Annotated in this window: 15 protein-coding genes; 11 read left to right on the top strand and 4 right to left on the bottom strand. The window is 71.1% G+C overall.

The window, feature by feature from the left end; genetic code table 11:
* The first annotated feature begins 2 nt into the window (after positions 1–2).
* The 5 genes from LZP97_RS24585 to LZP97_RS24565 all read left to right on the top strand — a co-directional run bounded on the left by LZP97_RS24585 (position 3) and on the right by LZP97_RS24565 (position 7,241).
* Positions 3–1,118: an acyl-CoA dehydrogenase family protein gene (locus tag LZP97_RS24585; protein ID WP_048773341.1), complete on the top strand. Its 1,116-nt coding sequence runs from the start codon at positions 3–5 to the stop codon at positions 1,116–1,118.
* Between the two features lie 59 nt (positions 1,119–1,177).
* The gene (locus tag LZP97_RS24580; RefSeq protein ID WP_048773343.1) at positions 1,178–2,800 is read left to right on the top strand and encodes a long-chain-fatty-acid--CoA ligase; all 1,623 of its coding nucleotides are present in this window, start codon (positions 1,178–1,180) and stop codon (positions 2,798–2,800) included.
* Positions 2,801–2,869: 69 nt separating this feature from the next.
* Complete coding sequence (locus LZP97_RS24575; protein ID WP_228287186.1) at positions 2,870–3,589, top strand: helix-turn-helix transcriptional regulator; 720 nt, start codon at positions 2,870–2,872, stop codon at positions 3,587–3,589.
* On the top strand, positions 3,529–4,677 hold the full coding sequence (locus tag LZP97_RS24570) for a hypothetical protein (RefSeq protein WP_082170400.1): 1,149 nt from the start codon (positions 3,529–3,531) through the stop codon (positions 4,675–4,677). Before LZP97_RS24575 ends, LZP97_RS24570 begins: the two co-directional genes overlap by 61 nt.
* Entirely contained in the window at positions 4,674–7,241 is a 2,568-nt protein-coding gene (locus tag LZP97_RS24565) for a multicopper oxidase domain-containing protein (protein WP_010594453.1), read from the top strand. The genes LZP97_RS24570 and LZP97_RS24565 overlap by 4 nt, the downstream gene beginning before the upstream one ends.
* A 7-nt stretch (positions 7,242–7,248) precedes the next feature.
* On the opposite strand, the gene LZP97_RS24560 is transcribed toward LZP97_RS24565, so the two are convergent.
* Genes LZP97_RS24560 through LZP97_RS24550 form a run of 3 tightly spaced genes read right to left on the bottom strand, consistent with a single transcriptional unit; the run spans position 7,249 to position 11,232 of the window.
* Positions 7,249–8,442: a cytochrome P450 gene (locus LZP97_RS24560; protein WP_228287187.1), complete on the bottom strand. Its 1,194-nt coding sequence runs from the start codon at positions 8,440–8,442 to the stop codon at positions 7,249–7,251.
* A 10-nt stretch (positions 8,443–8,452) separates the two neighbouring features.
* A complete protein-coding gene (locus tag LZP97_RS24555; RefSeq protein ID WP_010594455.1) occupies positions 8,453–9,565 on the bottom strand; it encodes an NAD(P)H-dependent flavin oxidoreductase in 1,113 nt (370 codons plus the stop codon).
* Between the two features lie 11 nt (positions 9,566–9,576).
* The gene (locus LZP97_RS24550; RefSeq protein WP_010594456.1) at positions 9,577–11,232 is read right to left on the bottom strand and encodes an acyl-CoA synthetase; all 1,656 of its coding nucleotides are present in this window, start codon (positions 11,230–11,232) and stop codon (positions 9,577–9,579) included.
* Positions 11,233–11,309: 77 nt separating this feature from the next.
* Between LZP97_RS24550 and LZP97_RS24545 the strand changes: the two genes are divergently transcribed.
* The gene (locus tag LZP97_RS24545; RefSeq protein WP_010594457.1) at positions 11,310–12,143 is read left to right on the top strand and encodes a crotonase/enoyl-CoA hydratase family protein; all 834 of its coding nucleotides are present in this window, start codon (positions 11,310–11,312) and stop codon (positions 12,141–12,143) included.
* Positions 12,144–12,292: 149 nt separating this feature from the next.
* On the opposite strand, the gene LZP97_RS24540 is transcribed toward LZP97_RS24545, so the two are convergent.
* Positions 12,293–13,330, bottom strand: a complete 1,038-nt coding sequence (locus LZP97_RS24540) for an LLM class F420-dependent oxidoreductase (protein ID WP_010594458.1) — start codon at positions 13,328–13,330, stop codon at positions 12,293–12,295.
* Positions 13,331–13,420: 90 nt separating this feature from the next.
* On the opposite strand from LZP97_RS24540, the gene LZP97_RS24535 reads away from it, so the two are divergent.
* From LZP97_RS24535 to LZP97_RS24515, 5 genes are read left to right on the top strand one after another with little or no spacing between them, the layout of a single operon-like run.
* Positions 13,421–14,398: a Zn-ribbon domain-containing OB-fold protein gene (locus tag LZP97_RS24535; RefSeq protein ID WP_048773346.1), complete on the top strand. Its 978-nt coding sequence runs from the start codon at positions 13,421–13,423 to the stop codon at positions 14,396–14,398.
* Positions 14,399–14,414: 16 nt separating this feature from the next.
* Entirely contained in the window at positions 14,415–15,476 is a 1,062-nt protein-coding gene (locus LZP97_RS24530) for a thiolase domain-containing protein (RefSeq protein ID WP_010594461.1), read from the top strand.
* Complete coding sequence (locus LZP97_RS24525; protein WP_048773347.1) at positions 15,476–16,651, top strand: thiolase domain-containing protein; 1,176 nt, start codon at positions 15,476–15,478, stop codon at positions 16,649–16,651. Before LZP97_RS24530 ends, LZP97_RS24525 begins: the two co-directional genes overlap by 1 nt.
* A gap of 12 nt (positions 16,652–16,663) precedes the next feature.
* Positions 16,664–17,542 (top strand): TIGR03619 family F420-dependent LLM class oxidoreductase, encoded by an 879-nt coding sequence (locus LZP97_RS24520; RefSeq protein WP_048773349.1) that lies wholly within the window; start codon positions 16,664–16,666, stop codon positions 17,540–17,542.
* Positions 17,539–17,967, top strand: coding sequence for a nuclear transport factor 2 family protein (locus tag LZP97_RS24515; RefSeq protein ID WP_010594464.1), 429 nt, complete (start codon positions 17,539–17,541; stop codon positions 17,965–17,967). The genes LZP97_RS24520 and LZP97_RS24515 overlap by 4 nt, the downstream gene beginning before the upstream one ends.

Raw genomic sequence — 17,967 nt, 5'->3', positions numbered from 1 at the left:
CCGTGGATTTCACCCTCACCGAGGCACAGCAGGACCTCGCCGGGCTCACCCGCCGCATCGTCACCGAGATCGCCACCAACGACCACCTGCGCCGGCTCGACGCCGCCGAGGACCGCATCGACCACACCCTGTGGGACGCGCTCGCCTCGTCGGGCATCCTCGGCGCGGCACTGCCCGAATCCGTCGGCGGCGACGGCTTCGGGCCGCTCGAACAGACGAGCATCCTCGCCGAACTCGGCCGCGGTGTCGCCGCCGTCCCCTACCTGTCCTCGATCGTCGTGTCCGCCGCCGCCGTCGCCGAGTTCGGCAACGACACGCAGCGCCGCGACTGGGGCGAACCCGCCGCCACCGGCGAGCAGATCCTCACCGCCGCCCTCGAGGAGGAACTGAACGACGACCCCACGTCGCCGACCACGACGGCACGTCGCACCGACGGTGGCTGGATCGTCGACGGCACCAAGATCCTCGTCGACGCGGCACCGGCCGCGGACCTGTTCCTCGTGCCGGCGGCGACCTCGGCCGGCGTCACCGTGCTCCTCGTGCGCCCCGCCGATCCCGGCGTGAGCGTGACCCGTCAGTACGACACCGGACGAGGCTGCCTCGGGACGCTGACCCTGACCGCCGCCGCCGTCCCCGACGACCGTGTGCTGGGCACCGACGGCCGCGCGATCACGGCGTGGCTGCACGACCGCGGACTCCTCGGCTCGGCCGCATACCAGTACGGGGTGCTCGACCGGGCGCTCGAGCTCACCGCGGAGTACGCGCGCGAACGGGTGCAGTTCGACCGGCCGATCGGCAGCTTCCAGGCGGTGGCCCAGCGACTCGCCGACGCCTACATCGACGTCAAGGGGGCCCGGCTCACCCTGTGGCAGGCAGCCTTCCGCGCCGACGCCGGGCTGCCCGACACCGGGGAACTGCGCACGGCCGCGTTCTGGGCGGCCGACGCCGGGCACCGCGTCGCGCACACGCTCGTCCACGTCCACGGCGGAGTGGGTCTGGACGAGGACCATCCCGTGCACCGCTACTTCCTGGCCGCCAAGCACCACGAATTCCACCTCGGCTCGGCCACCGCACAGCTCCGGGCCCTGGGCGCGTCCCTCGCGGAAACGCCCGCGTGACAGTCCCGGTCAGCGGAACCGGCACCTCGGCCGGCACGCACGGACGCCAGGATGCCCCCATGACCGACGCACTCACGGTGACCGCGCTCCTCGAGCGGCTCGCCACCGTCGACGATCGTGGCCTGCAGTTCGAGAACACGTCGCTGACGTGGCGCGAGCACGTGCAGGCCGGCCGGGACCGGGCCGCCCTGCTGCACGAACTGCTCGACCCGCGCAGGCCCCGGCACTTCGGGATCCTCATGGACAACGTGCCGGAGTTCTCGCTGCTGCTCGGCGCCGCGGCACTGTCCGGGTCGGTGGTGGTCGGGCTGAACACCACTCGCCGCGGGCAGGCCCTGGCCCGCGACATCGCGCTCGCGGACTGCCAGGTGGTGTTCACCGAGACCGCGAACGCCCGACTGCTCGACGGGCTCGATCTCGGCGGGGTGCGGGTGATCGACGTCGACTCCGCCGAGTGGGCCGCGCTGCTCGCCCCGTATGCCGGTGCCACCGTCGAACCGGTCCCGGCCAGCCCGACCGACCTGTTCATGCTGATCTTCACCTCCGGCACCAGCGGCGACCCGAAGGCCGTGTGCTGCACCCACGAGAAGATCACCGGCCCCGGCGTGATGCTCGCGGAGCGGTTCGGTCTCGGTGCCGACGACGTCGTGTACGTGTCGATGCCGATGTTCCACTCCAACGCGATGATGGCCGGCTGGGCGGTGGCGCTCGCGGCGGGGTCCGGGATCGCCCTGCGACGCAGGTTCTCCGCCTCCGGGTTCCTGCCGGACGTGCGCCGCTTCGGGGTAACCTACGCCAACTACGTGGGAAAGCCGTTGTCCTACATCGTCGCCACCCCGGAGGAACCCCGCGAGGCGGACAACCCCCTGCGCATCATGTACGGCAACGAGGGCACGGCCCCCGCGATCGCCGCGTTCCGGCGACGGTTCGGCGCGACGGTCGTCGACGGGTTCGGCTCCACCGAGGGCGGCATCTCGATCTCCGCGGCGCCCGACGCCCCGCCCGGAGCACTGGGCCGACTGCCCGACGGCGTGCAGATCTTCGACCCGGACACCGGATCTCCCTGCCCTGTCGCCGAGTTCGACACCGACGGCCGTGTCCTCAACGCCGACGTCGCGACCGGCGAACTCGTCAACGTCACCGGGTCCGGTCTGTTCGCAGGCTATTACAAGAATCCGGGGGCCGATGCCGAACGGATGCGCGACGGCCGCTACCACAGCGGCGATCTCGGTTACGTCGACGCCGAGGGCTTCGTCTACTTCGCCGGTCGCAGTTCCGGGTGGATGCGCGTCGACGGCGAGAACATCGCGGCCGCACCGATCGAGCGCATCCTGCTCCGCTATCCGGGCTTCGCCCAGGTCGCGGTCTACGCGGTCCCGGATGCGGACGTGGGCGATCGGGTGATGGCCGCCGTCATCCCCACCGCGACCGACGAGTTCGATCCGGTCGCGTTCGCGGACTTCCTCGACGCGCAGCCCGACCTCGGCCCCAAACAGCTGCCGACGCTGATCCGGGTGTGCTCCGACTTCCCGCGCACGGCCACCTTCAAGGTGCTCACCCGCACGCTCAGCGCCGAACGGTGGAACTGCACCGACCCGGTGTGGATGCGGTCGCGCGGTGACCGCGAATTCACCCTCCTGACACCCGACCTCGCCAGCGGTGCGCCCTTTGGGCGGTCCTGACCGCCCAAAGGACACACCGATCCGCGGCCGGGCTGGCCGTTCCCGGCCCCATTTACTACAGTTAATTCCGTGGAAAATAGTGATCCGGTTCTCGGGCCGGCACCTCCGGCAACGGCGGAGCCGCCGCCGCTGTCGGCCCAGCGCGCGACCGTCCTCGGCGACGTGCGCACCCATGCTCCCGTGCGCGTCGGCGACGTCGCCGGACGTCTCACCCTGCACACCAACACGGTGCGCGAGCATCTCGAAGCCCTCGTGGAACTCGGCCTGCTCGTCCACGACAGCGTCGGCCCGCAACCGGCGCGGGGACGCGGCCGGCCCGCGCGGTGGTACCGGCCCGCACCCGCCGCCGACCCCTCCGTCTCCGCGCGCGACTACGCCGGACTCGCCACCGCCCTCGCCGGGCACCTCGCCCGCACCAGCGCCACTCCCGAGTCCGACGCCCGCGCGGCCGGTACCGACTGGGGCCGCGACCTCGTGCGCGAGTACCGCGCCTCCGGCGACCCCGACCGGACGGTGCTGACCCTGCTCGCCCACCTCGGCTTCGACCCGGTCGACGACGGGCCGCTCCGCGGCGTCGCGCTCCGCCGGTGCCCGCTGCTCGCCGCCGCCCGCCGTTTCCCCACGGTGGTGTGCCAGGTCCACCTCGGTATCGTCGAGGGCGTCCTCGCCGAACTCGGCGCTCCCACCGGGCCGGGCCTGGACCTGCTGCCCTTCGCCGAACCCGGCGCGTGCCGGCTCTTCCTGCCTACGCCCGCCGCACCGCCACGGCCCTCGGGGCGGCAGCCGTGAACGAGCGTCCCGTTCCGACACGCGCGCTGCTGCTCTTCCCGGGCGGGGTGGCCCTCCTCGCCGGTCTCGACGCCGCACTGCTGATGCTCGGTGTGCCCGCTCCGGTCGACAGCGACCGGCTCCCCGAGGTCCACGGCGTCGTGCTGGTGCTCGGCTTCGTCGGCACGGTGGTCGCCCTCGAGCGCGCTGTCGCACTCGGACGCCGCTGGGGGTATTCCGCGCCGATCTGCCTGGGCGCAGGCGGTCTGCTGCTCGTCGCCCCCGCCCCCCGAGGTCTCGCCGACGGCCTCCTCGTGGCCGGCAGCGCCCTGCTCGTCGCGGTGTACGTGCCGTTGTGGCGGCGCACCGAGGACGTCGCGGTGGTCGTGCAGGCGGCCGGCGCGGTCCTCGCAACGGGCGGTGCACTGCTGTGGCTCGGCGGCGTGTCCGTCCCCGACCTGCTGCCGTGGTTCGTCGGCTTCCTCGTGCTCACGATCGCGGGGGAACGCCTCGAGCTCGCGCGGGTGGCGATGGTCGGCACCGGCGCGGAGCAGCTCCTGGTGGCGAGCGCGGGGGCCGTCGTGGCCGGCGTGCTCGCCACCCTGTTGTGGCCGTCCGCCGGGTATCCCCTCCTGGGCGCCGCGCTGCTGGCCCTCGTCGCCTGGCTGGCCCGGTTCGACGTGGCCCGCCGCACGGTCCGCGCGGCCGGACAGGCCCGGTTCACGGCCGTGTGCCTGCTCGCCGGGTACGGGTGGCTGGCCGCGGCGGGACTGACGTGGTTGCTCGTCGGCCCGGTCCGGACGGGCGGCGGGTACGACGCGGTCGTGCATGCGGTGATGCTCGGCTTCGTGCTGTCGATGATCCTCGCGCACGCCCCGATCGTTCTCCCGGCCGTGGTGCGACGGCCCCTGCCGCACCGCCCCGCCATGTACGGGCCCGCAGTGCTGCTGCATGGGTCCCTGCTGCTACGCCTGGCGGTCGGGGACGTCCGCGGCGTCGGATGGGCCGTCACCGTCGGCGGGGTCCTGAACATCGTCGCGGTGCTCGCCTTTCTCGCGGTGGCCGCGTACTCGGCGCTGCGACCGGCGCGGACGGAGGCGCCGGCATGAGCCGCGGCGGATGGCACCTGCGGGCGGGGACGATCGTGTTCGCGTGGTTCGTCGCGCTCGTCGTCGTCGCGCTCGCTCACCGGTTCGTGCCGATGTCCGGGTGGCTGCTGGTGCATCTGCTCGGACTCGGGGCGGCGAGCAACGCCGTCCTCGTCTGGAGCCGGCACTTCGCGGACGCCCTGCTGCGCCGCCCGCCGGCGACGAGTCGTCGACCCGAAGCGCTGCGGCTGGTGGTGTTCAACGCCGGCGCGGTCGCGGTCGTCGCGGGCATGCTCGGCCGCTGGTGGCCCCTGGTGCTCGCCGGCAGCGTCACGGTGGCGGTGATCGCCGCGATACACGCCGTGATCCTCGTCCGGCACCTGCGGGCCGCGCTGCCGTCACGCTTCGGCGAGACCGTCCGCTTCTACATCGTGGCCGCCGCCCTGCTGCCGCTGGGGGCAGGTCTCGGCGCCGCGATGGCGAACGACGCGCTGCCGGGGACGCTGCACGAGCGGTTCGTCGTCGCGCACGCCGGAGTCAACCTGTTCGGGTGGATGGGACTGACCGTGCTCGGCACGCTGGTCACCCTGTGGCCGACGATGCTGCGCACCCGGGTGGCGCAGCGGGTGGAGACGGCGGCGCGGCACGGTCTGCCCGTTCTCGCCGCCGGGCTCGGCGCCGGAGTGGCCGGGGCGATCATGGGGAGCACCGGGCTCGCAGCGGCGGGCGCGCTCACCTACCTCGCCGCAGCGGTGTACGTGCTCGAACCGCACCTCGCGGAGATCCGTCGCCGCACACCCGCCGATTTCGCGACGATGTCCGTCCTCGCGGGGGTGACCTGGTTCCTCGTGAGCGCCGCCTACGTGGCGGTCGCGCTGGCCACCGCACCCGGCTGGACGGCCGCCGCCGGCCGTATCGGCACGGCCACCGGGATCCTGCTCGCCGGCTTCCTCGTCCAGGTGCTGCTCGGGGCCCTGACGTACCTGCTCCCGGTGGTCATCGGCGGGCGGGCGGCCGTGCAGGCCGCGACGGCGGAACTCGAACGCGGCGCGGCGTGGCGTGTCGCGGTGGCCAACGGGGGCCTGGTGCTGTGCGTGCTCCCGGCGCCGAGCCTGGTGCGCGTCCTGGCGTCGATGCTGGTTCTCGTCGCCCTCGCCGCGTTTCTTCCGCTCGCGGTACGCGCGGTGGTGGCCGGCCGCCGGGCCAAGGGCACGCCGTCGCGGCTCGGCAGGCCCGAACCGATCCCCGCCCGGCGGCGTCTCGGTGTGGCCGCCGCGGGCCTGGGTGTCGTCGTGGTGGCCGCCGCCGCGGGCGTGGCGGCGGATCCCGCGGCGGCGGGCATCTCCACCGTGCGCGCGGAGGCGGTCGAGGTCACGGGCGTCACCACGGAAGCTCAGGTCCGCATCGAAGGGATGCGGTTCGTGCCCGACGTGATCGACGTTCCCGCCGGAAACCGCCTCGTCGTCACCCTCACCAATTCCGGTACGGATCGGCACGACCTCGTCCTTGCCGACGGAACCCGAACCGAGCGCCTCGCTCCCGGCGACTCCGCCACTCTCGACGCCGGCGTGATCGGCAGCGACGTCGACGGGTGGTGCTCGGTCGCCGGCCACCGGCAGATGGGCATGACGCTACGGATCCGCGCGACCGGCGCGCCGGCCCCGGACGCGCACGCCGATCATGCCGCGGCGACAGCCGGCACATCGCTCGCCGCCACCGACGTCGCTCGCAGCCTCGGTGCCGAACCGGGACCGGACTTCGTCCCGCACGACCCGGCGCTGCCCGCGCCGATGCCGGAGCACCGCATCACCCTGACCGTGACCGAATCCGAGCGTCCCGTCGCCCCCGGAATCACCCAGCGACTGTGGACGTTCGGCGGCACCGCACCCGGTCCCACCCTGCACGGCAAGGTCGGCGACGTCTTCGAGATCACGCTGGTCAACGACGGGACGATCGGGCATTCGATCGACTTCCACGCCGGGTCGCTCGCCCCCGACGGGCCGATGCGCACCATCGACCCCGGACAGTCCCTGGTCTACCGGTTCACCGCGACGCGTGCCGGCATCTGGATGTACCACTGCGCCACGATGCCGATGTCCGTGCACATCGCGAACGGGATGTTCGGCGCCGTCGTCATCGATCCGCCGGACCTCCCGCCGGTGGACCGCGAGTACGTGCTGGTGCAGTCGGAGTTGTATCTCGGTCCGGCGGCGGGTGAGGCGGACGCGGCCAAGATCGCAGCGGAGGCACCGGATCTGGTGGTGTTCAACGGCTACGCCGGACAATACGACCACGTGCCGCTGCCCGCCCGTGTCGGCGAGCGGGTGCGGATCTGGGTACTCGCGGCCGGACCCGACCGGGGCACCGCGTTCCATGTCGTCGGCGGGCAGTTCGACACGGTCTGGACCGAGGGCGACTATCGCCTGCGCCCGGGCGTCTCCGGTGCGCAGACGCTCGGCTTGTCGCCGTCCCAGGGCGGGTTCGTCGAGCTGACCTTCCCCGAGGAGGGCCGCTATCCCTTCGTCTCGCACGTGATGGTCGACGCCGAGCGGGGCGCGCACGGGGTTGTCGAGGTGCAGCCCTGAAACGCGGCTACCCGAGCGACGCGGGCAGGCTCACCCAGCCGCGGGTGAACGACGACTGCAGGCGTACCCCCGCACCCGGGTCGACCGACACGTGCGGATACCGGGACAGCAATTCCTCGAGGGCGACCCGGGACTGCAACTTCGCCAGGTGCGAGCCGATGCAGAAGTGGGGACCGCTGGAGAAACCCAGGTGCCGCGGAATGGAGCGGGTGATGTCGAACTGCTCGGCGGTGTCCCCGAATTCGCGTTCGTCCCGATTGGCCGCGCCGTAGAGCATCATCACCTTCTCCCCCGCGGGAATCGTCACCCCGTGCAGTTCGACGTCGCGCGTGGTGGTCCGCGCCAGTCCCTGCACCGATCCCTCCAGCCGCAGCGTCTCCATCAGCGCGCCCGGGATCCGGGCGGGGTCGTCGACGAGCAGGGCGCGCTGGCGGTGGTCGGTGTCGAGCAGCATCACCGCGTGCGAGATCAGGTTCCCGGTGGTGTCGTTGCCCCCGGCGACCATGACGAAGCAGAAGCCGAGGATCTCCCAGTCGGTGAGCAGTTCGCCGTCGGACTCGACTTCGGTCAACGCGCTGATCAGGTCGTCGCCGGGTGCGCGACGGCGCTCGGTGATCAACCCGGCGAAGTACTCGAACATCTCGGCGACGGCAGCGGGGGCGCTCATGGCGTTCAGGTCGAACCCGGAGTCCTGCAGCGCCGTGAGGGCAGCGACCCACGGATCGAAGCGCGGCCGGTCGGCTGCCGGCACCCCGAGCAGCTCGGCCAGCACGAATGTGGGTATCGGCGAGGAGAACTCGCGGTGCAGATCCACCTCACGCCAGCCCGCGAAGGAATCCAGCAGCACTCGGACGAATCCGCGCACCGCGTCCTCGAGAGCCGCGACGCGCCGGGGAGTGAAGCCCTTCGCCACGAGTCCACGCAGTTGTCCGTGCCGCGGCGGGTCGAGCATGACGATCGTCGGCGCGAGACCCAGTTTTCCGATCTCGTCGGGTACGAACGTCAATCCCTGTGCAGAGGAGTAGGTGCCGGTGTCGCGCACCGCGTTCCACACGTCCTCGAAGCGGGACAGCGCCCAGAACGGCGGGATGCCGTTCCGGGCGCTGACGTGGCGATGCACCGGATCCTCGTCCCGCAGCATCCGGTAGGCCGGGTAGGGGTCGGCCAGGAACTGCGGGTCGAAGGGATCGTAGACGGTCACCACCGGTCCGTCACCGGGCCGCGTTCAGCCGGTCGACGGCCTGCTCGTACCCCGCGACGAGCTCGGCCATGATCTCCGCGACCGGCCGGATCTCGTTCATCCGGCCGACGATCTGCCCTACGGGCATCGCGACGACCTCGGGATCGTCCGCGGCGGCGATCCGCTGGTGGGCTTCGCTCACGAGCAGGTTCTGTAACGGCATCGGCAGTGGTGACGGCGCCTCGGGCTTCGACCACGCCTCGGTCCACTTCGTCTTGAGCAGGCGGGCGGGCTTGCCCGAGTAGATCCGCGAGCGCACGGTGTCGGACGACGACGCGCCGAGCAGCGCTCGCTGGACCGACGACGGGCCGGCCGCGGCGGCGCCGAGCTTGTATTCGGAGGTGGTGAGCCAGTAGGAGCCCATCCACACTCCGGACGCGCCGAGCGCGAGCGCGGCGGCGATCTGCCGACCCGACCCCACTCCGCCGGCGGCAAGTACCGTCGCCGAATCGCCGAGGGCGTCGACGATTTCGGGCCAGAGCACCATCGAGGCCACCTCACCGGTGTGCCCGCCCGCCTCGTATCCCTGGGCGATGACGATGTCGACGCCGTTCTCGACGTGCCGCCGGGCATGCTCGACCGCCCCGGCGAGCGCCGCGACGGGCACCCCCTTCTCGTGGGCGAGGTCGATCACGTCCTTCGGCGGGGAGCCGAGTGCGTTGGCGATGAGGGCCGGACGGTGCCCGAGCGCGACGTCGACGTGGGAGCGGGCGACCGAATGCAGCCATCCGAGGACACCGGCTGCGTGTTCGGCGGACTCGTCGAGCGGCGGCACGCCGAGTTCGGCGAGGGTGCGCTCGACGAAGGCACGGTGCTCGGCGGGGATGAGCTTGTCGAGGTCGACGGCGGACCCCTCGGTGGGGACCTTCGCGGGCATCACGATGTCGACGCCGTAGGGCTTGCCGTCGGTGTTCTCGTCCATCCAGGTGAGGACGTCGTCGAGTTCGGCCGGGTCGTTGAACCGGACGCAGCCGAGGACGCCGAGACCACCGGCCCGGCTGATCGCGGCGGCGACGTGCTCGGACGGGGTGAACCCGAAGATCGGGTACTGGATTCCGAATTTCCTGCTGAGATCGGTGTGCATCCCGGTCCCTTCTAGCTCGCCGCAGCGGAGCCGTTGGTGTGGTGGTCGTCCGCTGGGCGCTGCTCGGTCTGCTCCTTGGCCCACCGGTAGTCGGGCTTGCCGGCCGGTGAGCGCTTGATGGCGTCGACGTACCAGACACTGCGCGGGATCTTGTAGCTGGCGATCTGCGTCCGGGCCACCTCGACGAGGTCGGCCAGCGCCGGCCGGGTGCCGGCCCGGGGGGCGATCACGGCGGACACGCGCTGTCCCCAGCGCTCGTCCGGCACGCCGACGACGAGGACGTCGAACACGTCCGGGTGGGCCTTCAGGGCGCCCTCCACCTCCTCGGGGAACACCTTCTCGCCGCCGGTGTTGATGCAGACCGAGCCGCGGCCGAGCATGGTGACGGTGCCGTCGGCCTCGACCCGCGCGTGGTCCCCCGGGATGGAGTAGCGGACACCGTGGTACTCGCGGAAGGTCGCCTTGGTCTTGACCTCGTCCTTGTAGTAGCCGATCGGGATGTGGCCCTTGCGGGCGAGCACGCCCACCTGACCGGATCCGGGCTCGATCGGGTTCCCCTCGTCGTCGATCACGGCGGTGGAGGCGTCGATCTTGACGGTCGGGCCGCCCGCGTGGGTCTGTCCCTTGGCGACGATGCCGAGTCCGCCGAAGCCGGTCTCGGACGAGCCGATCGAGTCGGTGACGACCGTGTTGGGCATCAGGTCCAGGAAGCGCTCCTTCAGCGCCGGGGAGAACAGGGCCGCACTCGACGCCATCGCGAACAGCGACGACAGGTCGTACTTCTCCCCCGTCCCGGGACGGCCGCTCTCGAGGGCGTCGAGCATCGGGCGGCCCATCGCGTCGCCGGTGATGAAGATGACGTTGACCTTGTGTTCCTCGATGACCCGCCACACCTCGTGGCCGTCGAACTCGGGATGCATGATGACCTTGCCGCCGCTGAACAGCGACTGCAGCACCGCCCACTGGGCACCGCCGTGGATGAGCGGCGGGATCGGGAAGCGCACCAGCGGCGCACCCGAGGCACCGGTCTTGGCGAGTTCCCATTCGTCGGCGACGTATTCGCCCGTCATGAAGTTGATGCCGCCGCCGAGCACGCGCCACACGTCCTCCTGACGCCACATCACGCCCTTGGGGCTGCCGGTGGTGCCTCCGGTGTAGAGGATGTAGAGGTCGTCGGCGCTGCGTTCGCCGAAGTCGCGCTCGGGTGAGCCCTGGGCCAGGGCGGACTCGTAGTCGACGCCGTCGTAGCCCGAGTAGTCGAGATCGGTGCCGTCGTCGACCACGACGACGGTACGGATCTGCGGACAGTGCGGCAGGACGGCGGCGACCTTGTCCGAATAGCGACGCTCGTGGACGAGCGCGACCATGTCCGAGTTGTCGAAGATGTACTGCAACTCGTTCTCGACGTACCGGTAGTTGACGTTCACCATCACGGCACGGATCTTGAACACCGCGACCATCGCCTCGATGGCTTCGATGGTGTTGCGGGAGTAGATCCCCACCTTGTCACCGGGCTTCACACCCTGTTCCTGCAGATAGTGGGCGAGCCGATTGGCGCGCTCCTCCAGCTGCGCGTAGGTGACCTCACGTCCGTCCGACGCGAGCGCGACGCGGTCGGGAACAAGGTCGATTGCGTGCTCTACGAGGTCTGCGATGTTAAGGGCCACGACACAAAAGTAGAACGTGTTACCGTTTCTGACAAGACCCGAATGAGATCCAGTTCACAACACCGCAGGAGTCCTCAGTGTCCACCACCGCATCGGAAGTTTCCGGCATTTCGGCAGCCGCTCCGCACTGCCTCGTCGAGCAGCGCGGTCCGGTCCTGATCGTCACCATGAACCGGCCCGAGGCGCGCAACGCCCTCTCCGGCGAGATGATGGCGATCATGGCCGAGGCGTGGGACCGCGTCGACAACGATCCGGAGATCCGGGTGGCCGTCCTGACCGGCGCGGGCGGCGCCTTCTGCGCGGGCGCCGACCTCAAGGCGATGAACCGGTCCGCCCCGGGCGACAAGTTCGAGCAGGGCGACGGCGGAGGATGGGACCTGTCCAGGCTGCCCGCGCTGCTCAAGGGCCGCCGCCTCACCAAACCGCTCATCGCCGCGGTGGAGGGGCCGGCCATCGCCGGCGGCACCGAGATCCTCCAGGGCACCGACATCAGGGTGGCCGGCGAGAGCGCGAAATTCGGTGTGTCCGAAGCAAAATGGGGCCTGTTCCCACTCGGTGGCTCGGCGGTGCGGCTCGTGCGTCAGATCCCCTACACGATCGCCGCCGACATCCTGCTCACCGGCCGGCACATCACGGCCCCCGAGGCGAAGGAGATCGGCCTGATCGGCCACGTCGTCCCCGACGGTCAGGCACTCGACAAGGCCCTCGAGATCGCCGGCACCATCGCCGCCAACGGCCCGCTCGCCGTCCGGGCCATCCTGAAGACCATCCGCGACACCGAGGGCATGCACGAGGAGGAGGCCTTCGAGATCGACGCGAAGCTCGGCGCCGAGGTCTTCAAGAGCGCCGACGCCAAGGAGGGCCCCCGCGCCTTCGCCGAGAAGCGGGCCCCGAAGTTCACCGGCGCCTGAGGGGCCTCTGCCCGCCCCCGCCGGCCGCCCCCGCCGACCGCCCCCGCCGACCGCCCCCGCCGACCGAATGTCACATCGCGTCGATCACATCGAAACCGGTGTGACATTCGGCCACGCGGCAGCAGTGGGTGCGCGCCGGGGCGGCGTGATCAGCCCAGGACGACGTCCGCCAGGGAACGCACGTGCTCGGCGTCGTGGCAGCTCACCAGCAGCATCGTCACGCCCGCGTCGGACCAGCGCTTCACTCCGGCGCGGACCTCGTCGCGGTCGCCGACGATCATCGTCTCGGTGACCATCTCGTCGGGGATCGCGGCGGCGGCCTCGTCCTTGCGGCCGGCGCGGAACAACCTGGTCACCTCGTCGACGACGTCGCCGTAGCCCATCCGCCGGTACACCTGGGCGTGGAAGTTCAGTTCGGGAGTGCCCATGCCCCCGACGTACAGGGCGGTGACGGGCTTGAGGCCCGCGACGGTCCCCGCCCGGTCGTCGGTGACGACGACCTGGCAGGTCGCGGCGATCTCGAAGTCGGCGCGGGTGCGCCGGGCGCCCGGACGGGAGAAGCCCTCGTCGAGCCACTCGTCGTACATCGGGGCCAGGCGCGGCGAGTAGTAGATGGCCAGCCATCCGTCGGCGATCTCGGCGGTCAACGCGACGTTCTTCGGTCCCTCGGCGCCGATCCAGATGGGGATGTCCGCGCGCAGCGGGTGCGTGATCGGCTTGAGCGGCTTGCCGAGACCGGTGGCGCCGGGACCGTCGTACGGCAGCGGGTAGTGCGGCCCCGGGTTGGTCACCGGCTCGCGGCGGTCGAGCACCCTGCGCACGACCGAGACGTATTCGCGGGTGCGAGCGAGCGGTTTGGCGAACGGCTCGCCGTACCATCCCTCGACGACCTGCGGGCCCGACACACCGAGGCCCAGGATGTGCCGACCGCCGCTGAGGTGGTCGAGGGTGAGGGCGTGCATGGCGCAGCTGGTGGGGGTGCGGGCGGAGACCTGCACGACGGACGTGCCGAGCCGCACCCGCTGCGTGCCCGAGCCCCACCAGGCGAGCGGTGTGAACGCATCCGAGCCCCACGACTCGGCGGCGAAGACCGCGTCGAAGCCCTCCGCTTCGGCGGCAGCGACGAGTTCTCCGGCGTTCGCGGGCGGCTGCGCCCCCCAGTAGCCGAGCTGCAGACCCAGTTTCATTGCACACCATTCCTTTCGGGGTGGGCCGAAGGCACCGCTGCTCGGACAGTACCCTTGCCACCGTCTCTAGAACCTGTTCTACTCGAAGTTGTGAGCCTGGGAAAGAGCGCGACCGCGGAGAAACCGCTGAGCGCACCACTGAACCTGAAGTTCGACTACACCCGATCCACGGGGCCGACCGTCGGCGCGTTCGTCACCGGTCTGCGCGACGGACGAATCCTCGGCGCCCGCGGCTCGGACGGACGAGTCCTCGTGCCGCCCCCGGAGTTCGACGCGGTCACCCACGAACCGCTCACCGACTTCGTCGAGGTCGGGCAGAGCGGCACGGTTCGCAGCTGGACCTGGAATCCGGATCCGTTGCCGGGCCAGCCGTTCGACCGTCCCTTCGCGTGGGCGCTGATCCAGTTGGACGGGGCCGACACGACGCTGCTGCACGCGGTCGACGTCCCCGACCCGGCGGACATGCGCACCGGGATGCGGGTGCGCGTGCGCTGGGCCGACAACCGCGTCGGCCACATCCGCGACATCGCCGGGTTCGAGCCCGGCGAGGCCGGCACCGTGACGGTGCGGCCGGAGGACTCCGGCGAACCGGTGACGATGATGATCACCCCGCTGGACCTGCACTACACGCACAGCGCGTCGTCCGAGGAGTCCTACTACCTGCGCGGGCTGGCCGAGGGCCGACTGATCGGCGGGCGCACCGGTCCCGGCGGCAAGGTCTACATCCCGCCGCGCGGCGCGAACCCCACCGACGGCATCCCCACCCGCCAGCAGGTCGAGGTGTCCGACAAGGGCATCGTGACCACGTTCTGCATCGTCAACGTGCCGTTTCTCGGGCAGCAGATCACGCCGCCCTACGTCGCGGCGTACGTGCTGCTCGACGGTGCCGACATCCCGTTCCTGCACCTGATCCTCGAGTGCGACGCCTCCGAGGTGCGCATGGGCATGCGGGTGGAGGCGAAGTGGCGCCCGCGCGAGGAGTGGGACTACACGCTGCGCAACATCGAGTACTTCCGTCCGACCGGCGAGCCGGACGCCGCCTACGAGACCTTCGAACACCACCTGTAAGGGAGCCGCGCCCACCATGACAGACATCGCAGTCGTCGGCTTCGCGCAGGCACCTCACGTGCGCGAGACCACCGGCACCACCAACGGCGTCGAGATGCTCGTCCCGTGCTTCCGGGAGCTCTACGACAAGCTGGGTATCACCAAGTCCGACATCGGTTTCTGGTGTTCGGGCTCGTCGGACTACCTGGCCGGCCGGGCGTTCTCGTTCATCTCCGCCGTGGACGCGCTCGGCGCGGTGCCACCGATCAACGAATCCCACGTCGAGATGGACGCCGCCTGGGCGCTGTACGAGGCGTGGGTCAAGCTGCTCACCGGGGAGGTCGACACCGCGCTCGTGTACGGCTTCGGCAAGTCCTCGGCGGGCACGCTGCGCCAGGTCCTCGGCGTGCAACTCGACCCGTACCTCGTCGCACCGCTCGGCCTCGACTCCGTCTCGCTCGCCGGGCTGCAGGCCCGGTTCGGACTCGACGCCGGCAAGTGGACGGAGGAGGACATGGCGCAGGTCGCCGTCCGCGCACGGGCCGCCGCCAAGGACAATCCGAATGCCCAGATCAGCGGCGACGTCACGGTCGAGGAACTGCTCGACCGGCCCTACGTCGCCGACCCGTTGCGGAGGCACGACTGCGCCCCGGTCACCGACGGCGCCGCCGCCGTCGTGCTCGCCACCGGCGACCGGGCCCGCGAGCTGTGCGAGAACCCCGCCTGGATCACCGGCATCGAGCACCGCATCGACACCCCGAACTTCGGCTCGCGGGACCTGACGCAGGCACCGTCCGCCGCCGCGGCCGCCGCGGCGGTGACCGGCGGGGACACCGCCTTCGACGTCGCCGAGCTGCACGCCCCGTTCACGCATCAGGAGCTGATCCTGCGCGAGGCGCTCGGCCTCTCGGGCGCGACGGCGGTCAACCCGACCGGAGGTCCGCTCACCGGCAACCCCATGTTCTCCGGTGGACTCGAACGCATCGGCTGCGCCGCGCAGGCGATCATGGACGGCCGCGCCGGACGTGCGCTCGCACACGCGACGAGTGGAGCTGTGCTGCAACAGAATCTGGTAGCAGTTCTGGAGGGACGCAACTGATGGGCAAGCAACTCGCCGCTGTCCTCGGCACGGGACAGACCCACTACGTCGCCAAACGGCACGACGTGTCGATGTCCGGTCTCGTCCGCGAGGCGATCGACCGGGCGCTCGCGGACGCGGACGTGGGCTGGGACGACATCGACGCCGTCGTCATCGGCAAGGCCCCGGACCTGTTCGAGGGCGTGATGATGCCCGAGCTGGGCATGGTCGACGCGATCGGTGCCACCGGCAAGCCCATGCTGCGGGTCCACACCGCCGGGTCGGTCGGCGGGTCCACCGCCAACGTCGCCGCCAGCCTCGTCCAGGCCGGCGTGCACCGACGGGTGCTGGCCGTGGCGTGGGAGAAGCAGTCCGAATCGAACGCCATGTGGGCGTTGTCCACCCCGGTGCCGTTCACCATGCCGGTCGGGGCGGGCGCCGGTGGCTACTTCGCCCCCCACGTGCGCTCCTACATCCGGCGCTCGGGCGCCCCCGAGCACATCGGCGCGATGGTGGCCGTCAAGGACCGCCTCAACGGCGCGAAGAACCCCTACGCGCACCTCAAGCAGCCGGACATCACGCTCGAGTCGGTGCAGGCGTCGCAGATGCTGTGGGACCCCATCCGCTACGACGAGACCTGCCCCTCCTCGGACGGCGCGTGCGCCGTGGTGATCGGCGACGAGGACTCGGCCGCGGCAGTCGAGGCGCAGGGCCGGGGCGTCGCGTGGATCCACGCCACCGCGATGCGAACCGAGCCGACCACGTACGCGGGACGCGACCAGGTCAACCCCGAGGCGGGCCGGATGGCCGCGGCGGCGCTGTGGGAGGCCGCGGGGATCACCGACCCGCTCACCGAGATCGACTGCGCCGAGATCTACGTCCCCTTCTCGTGGTTCGAACCGATGTGGCTCGAGAACCTCGGCTTCACCCCGGAACGTTCCGGCTGGAAGCTCACCGAGTCCGGGGAAACGGCCCTCGGTGGTCAGCTGCCGGTCAACATGTCCGGCGGGGTGCTCTCGTCCAACCCGATCGGCGCGTCCGGAATGATCCGATTCGCCGAGGCGGCGATGCAGGTGATGCACCGCGCCGGGGAACATCAGGTCGACGGTGCGCGCAAGGCGCTCGGGCATGCGTACGGTGGTGGCTCGCAGTACTTCTCGATGTGGGTGGTCGGCTCGGACCGACCGGAACGATAGGCACGGACCGTGGTGGACTTCACCGTCGGCGTCGCGATGACGCCGCTCGATCAACTCGCCGACCTGGCCCGCACTGCCGAAGAGTGCGGGTTCGCCTCGATCGCGCTGCCCGACTCCCTGTTCTACATGGAGAAGCAGAGCGTCGACTACCCGTACACTCCCGACGGGTCGCGGATGTGGACCGAGGACACCCCGTGGGTGGATCCGTTGATCGCCGCGGCCGCGATGGGGGCGGTCACGTCGACGCTCCGGTTCTACACCCAGGTCCTCAAGCTCGGCTCCCGCAACCCCGTGCTGCTGGCCCGCCAGGTCGGGTCGGTCGCCAACCTGACCGGGAACCGCTTCGGCTTCGGCGTGGGAATCGGCTGGGCCCCGGAGGAATTCGAGTGGTGCGGCGTCCCGTACGCGCGGCGCGGCAAGCGGGTCGACGAGATGATCGAGGTCATCAGGCTCATCCTCGGCGGCGGCATGGTCGAACACCACGGCGAGTTCTTCGACTTCGACCGCCTGCAGATGAGCCCCGCCCCCAGCGCACCGGTGCCGTTCTACATCGGCGGCCACACCGACGTCGCGCTGCGCCGCGCGGCCCGGATCGGCGACGGTTGGACCTCGGCGATGATCCGCTTCGACGACCTCGTCGACGTGGTCGCGCGACTGCGCGAACTGCGCGCCGAATACGGCCGCGCCGACGGGCCGTTCGAGATCCAGGCCGTGTGCGTCGACCGGTTCGGCAGCGCGGGGTACGCCGAACTCGAGGACGCCGGGGTCACCGACATCATCGTGGTGCCGTGGATCTTCGACGGGCACGGCTTCGACAGTCCCCTCGAGGCGAAGCAGGAGTCCCTGCACAGATTCGCCGACAGGTACATCCATCGACGGGAGCAGGCATGAGCGACGAACATCCGGCGCGGGTGGCCGCGCGGGCGTCCCAGGCCGCGGCCAGCGGGAAGCGCAAGGACGAGTGGCTGGCGCTGTTCGCCGAGAACGGGGTCGTCGAGGACCCGGTCGGTCCGTCCGGGTTCGACCCGGAGGGCACGGGGCACCACGGGCGCGAGGCGATCTCGCGCTTCTACGACATGACCATCGCGAACACCGACCGGCTCGAGTTCCTCGTCGACGACGTGCTGGTGTGCGGCGACGAGTGCGTCAACATCGGCACCATCCGCACCACCCTCGGCGGCAACGTGATCGACGCCGAGGGCGTGTTCGTCTACCGCGTGGACGACGACGGCCGGATCGCGTCGCTGCGCGCCTTCTGGGAAGTCGAGCGGGCCATGAAGACGGTTCGCCCCGCAGCCGGGGCGGCGCGCGGCTAG

The sequence above is a fragment of the Rhodococcus sp. DMF-1 genome (genome assembly GCF_021441945.1).
Classification (GTDB): Bacteria; Actinomycetota; Actinomycetes; order Mycobacteriales; family Mycobacteriaceae; genus Rhodococcus; species Rhodococcus ruber.
This window is presented reverse-complemented; position numbering and strand designations above follow the sequence as displayed.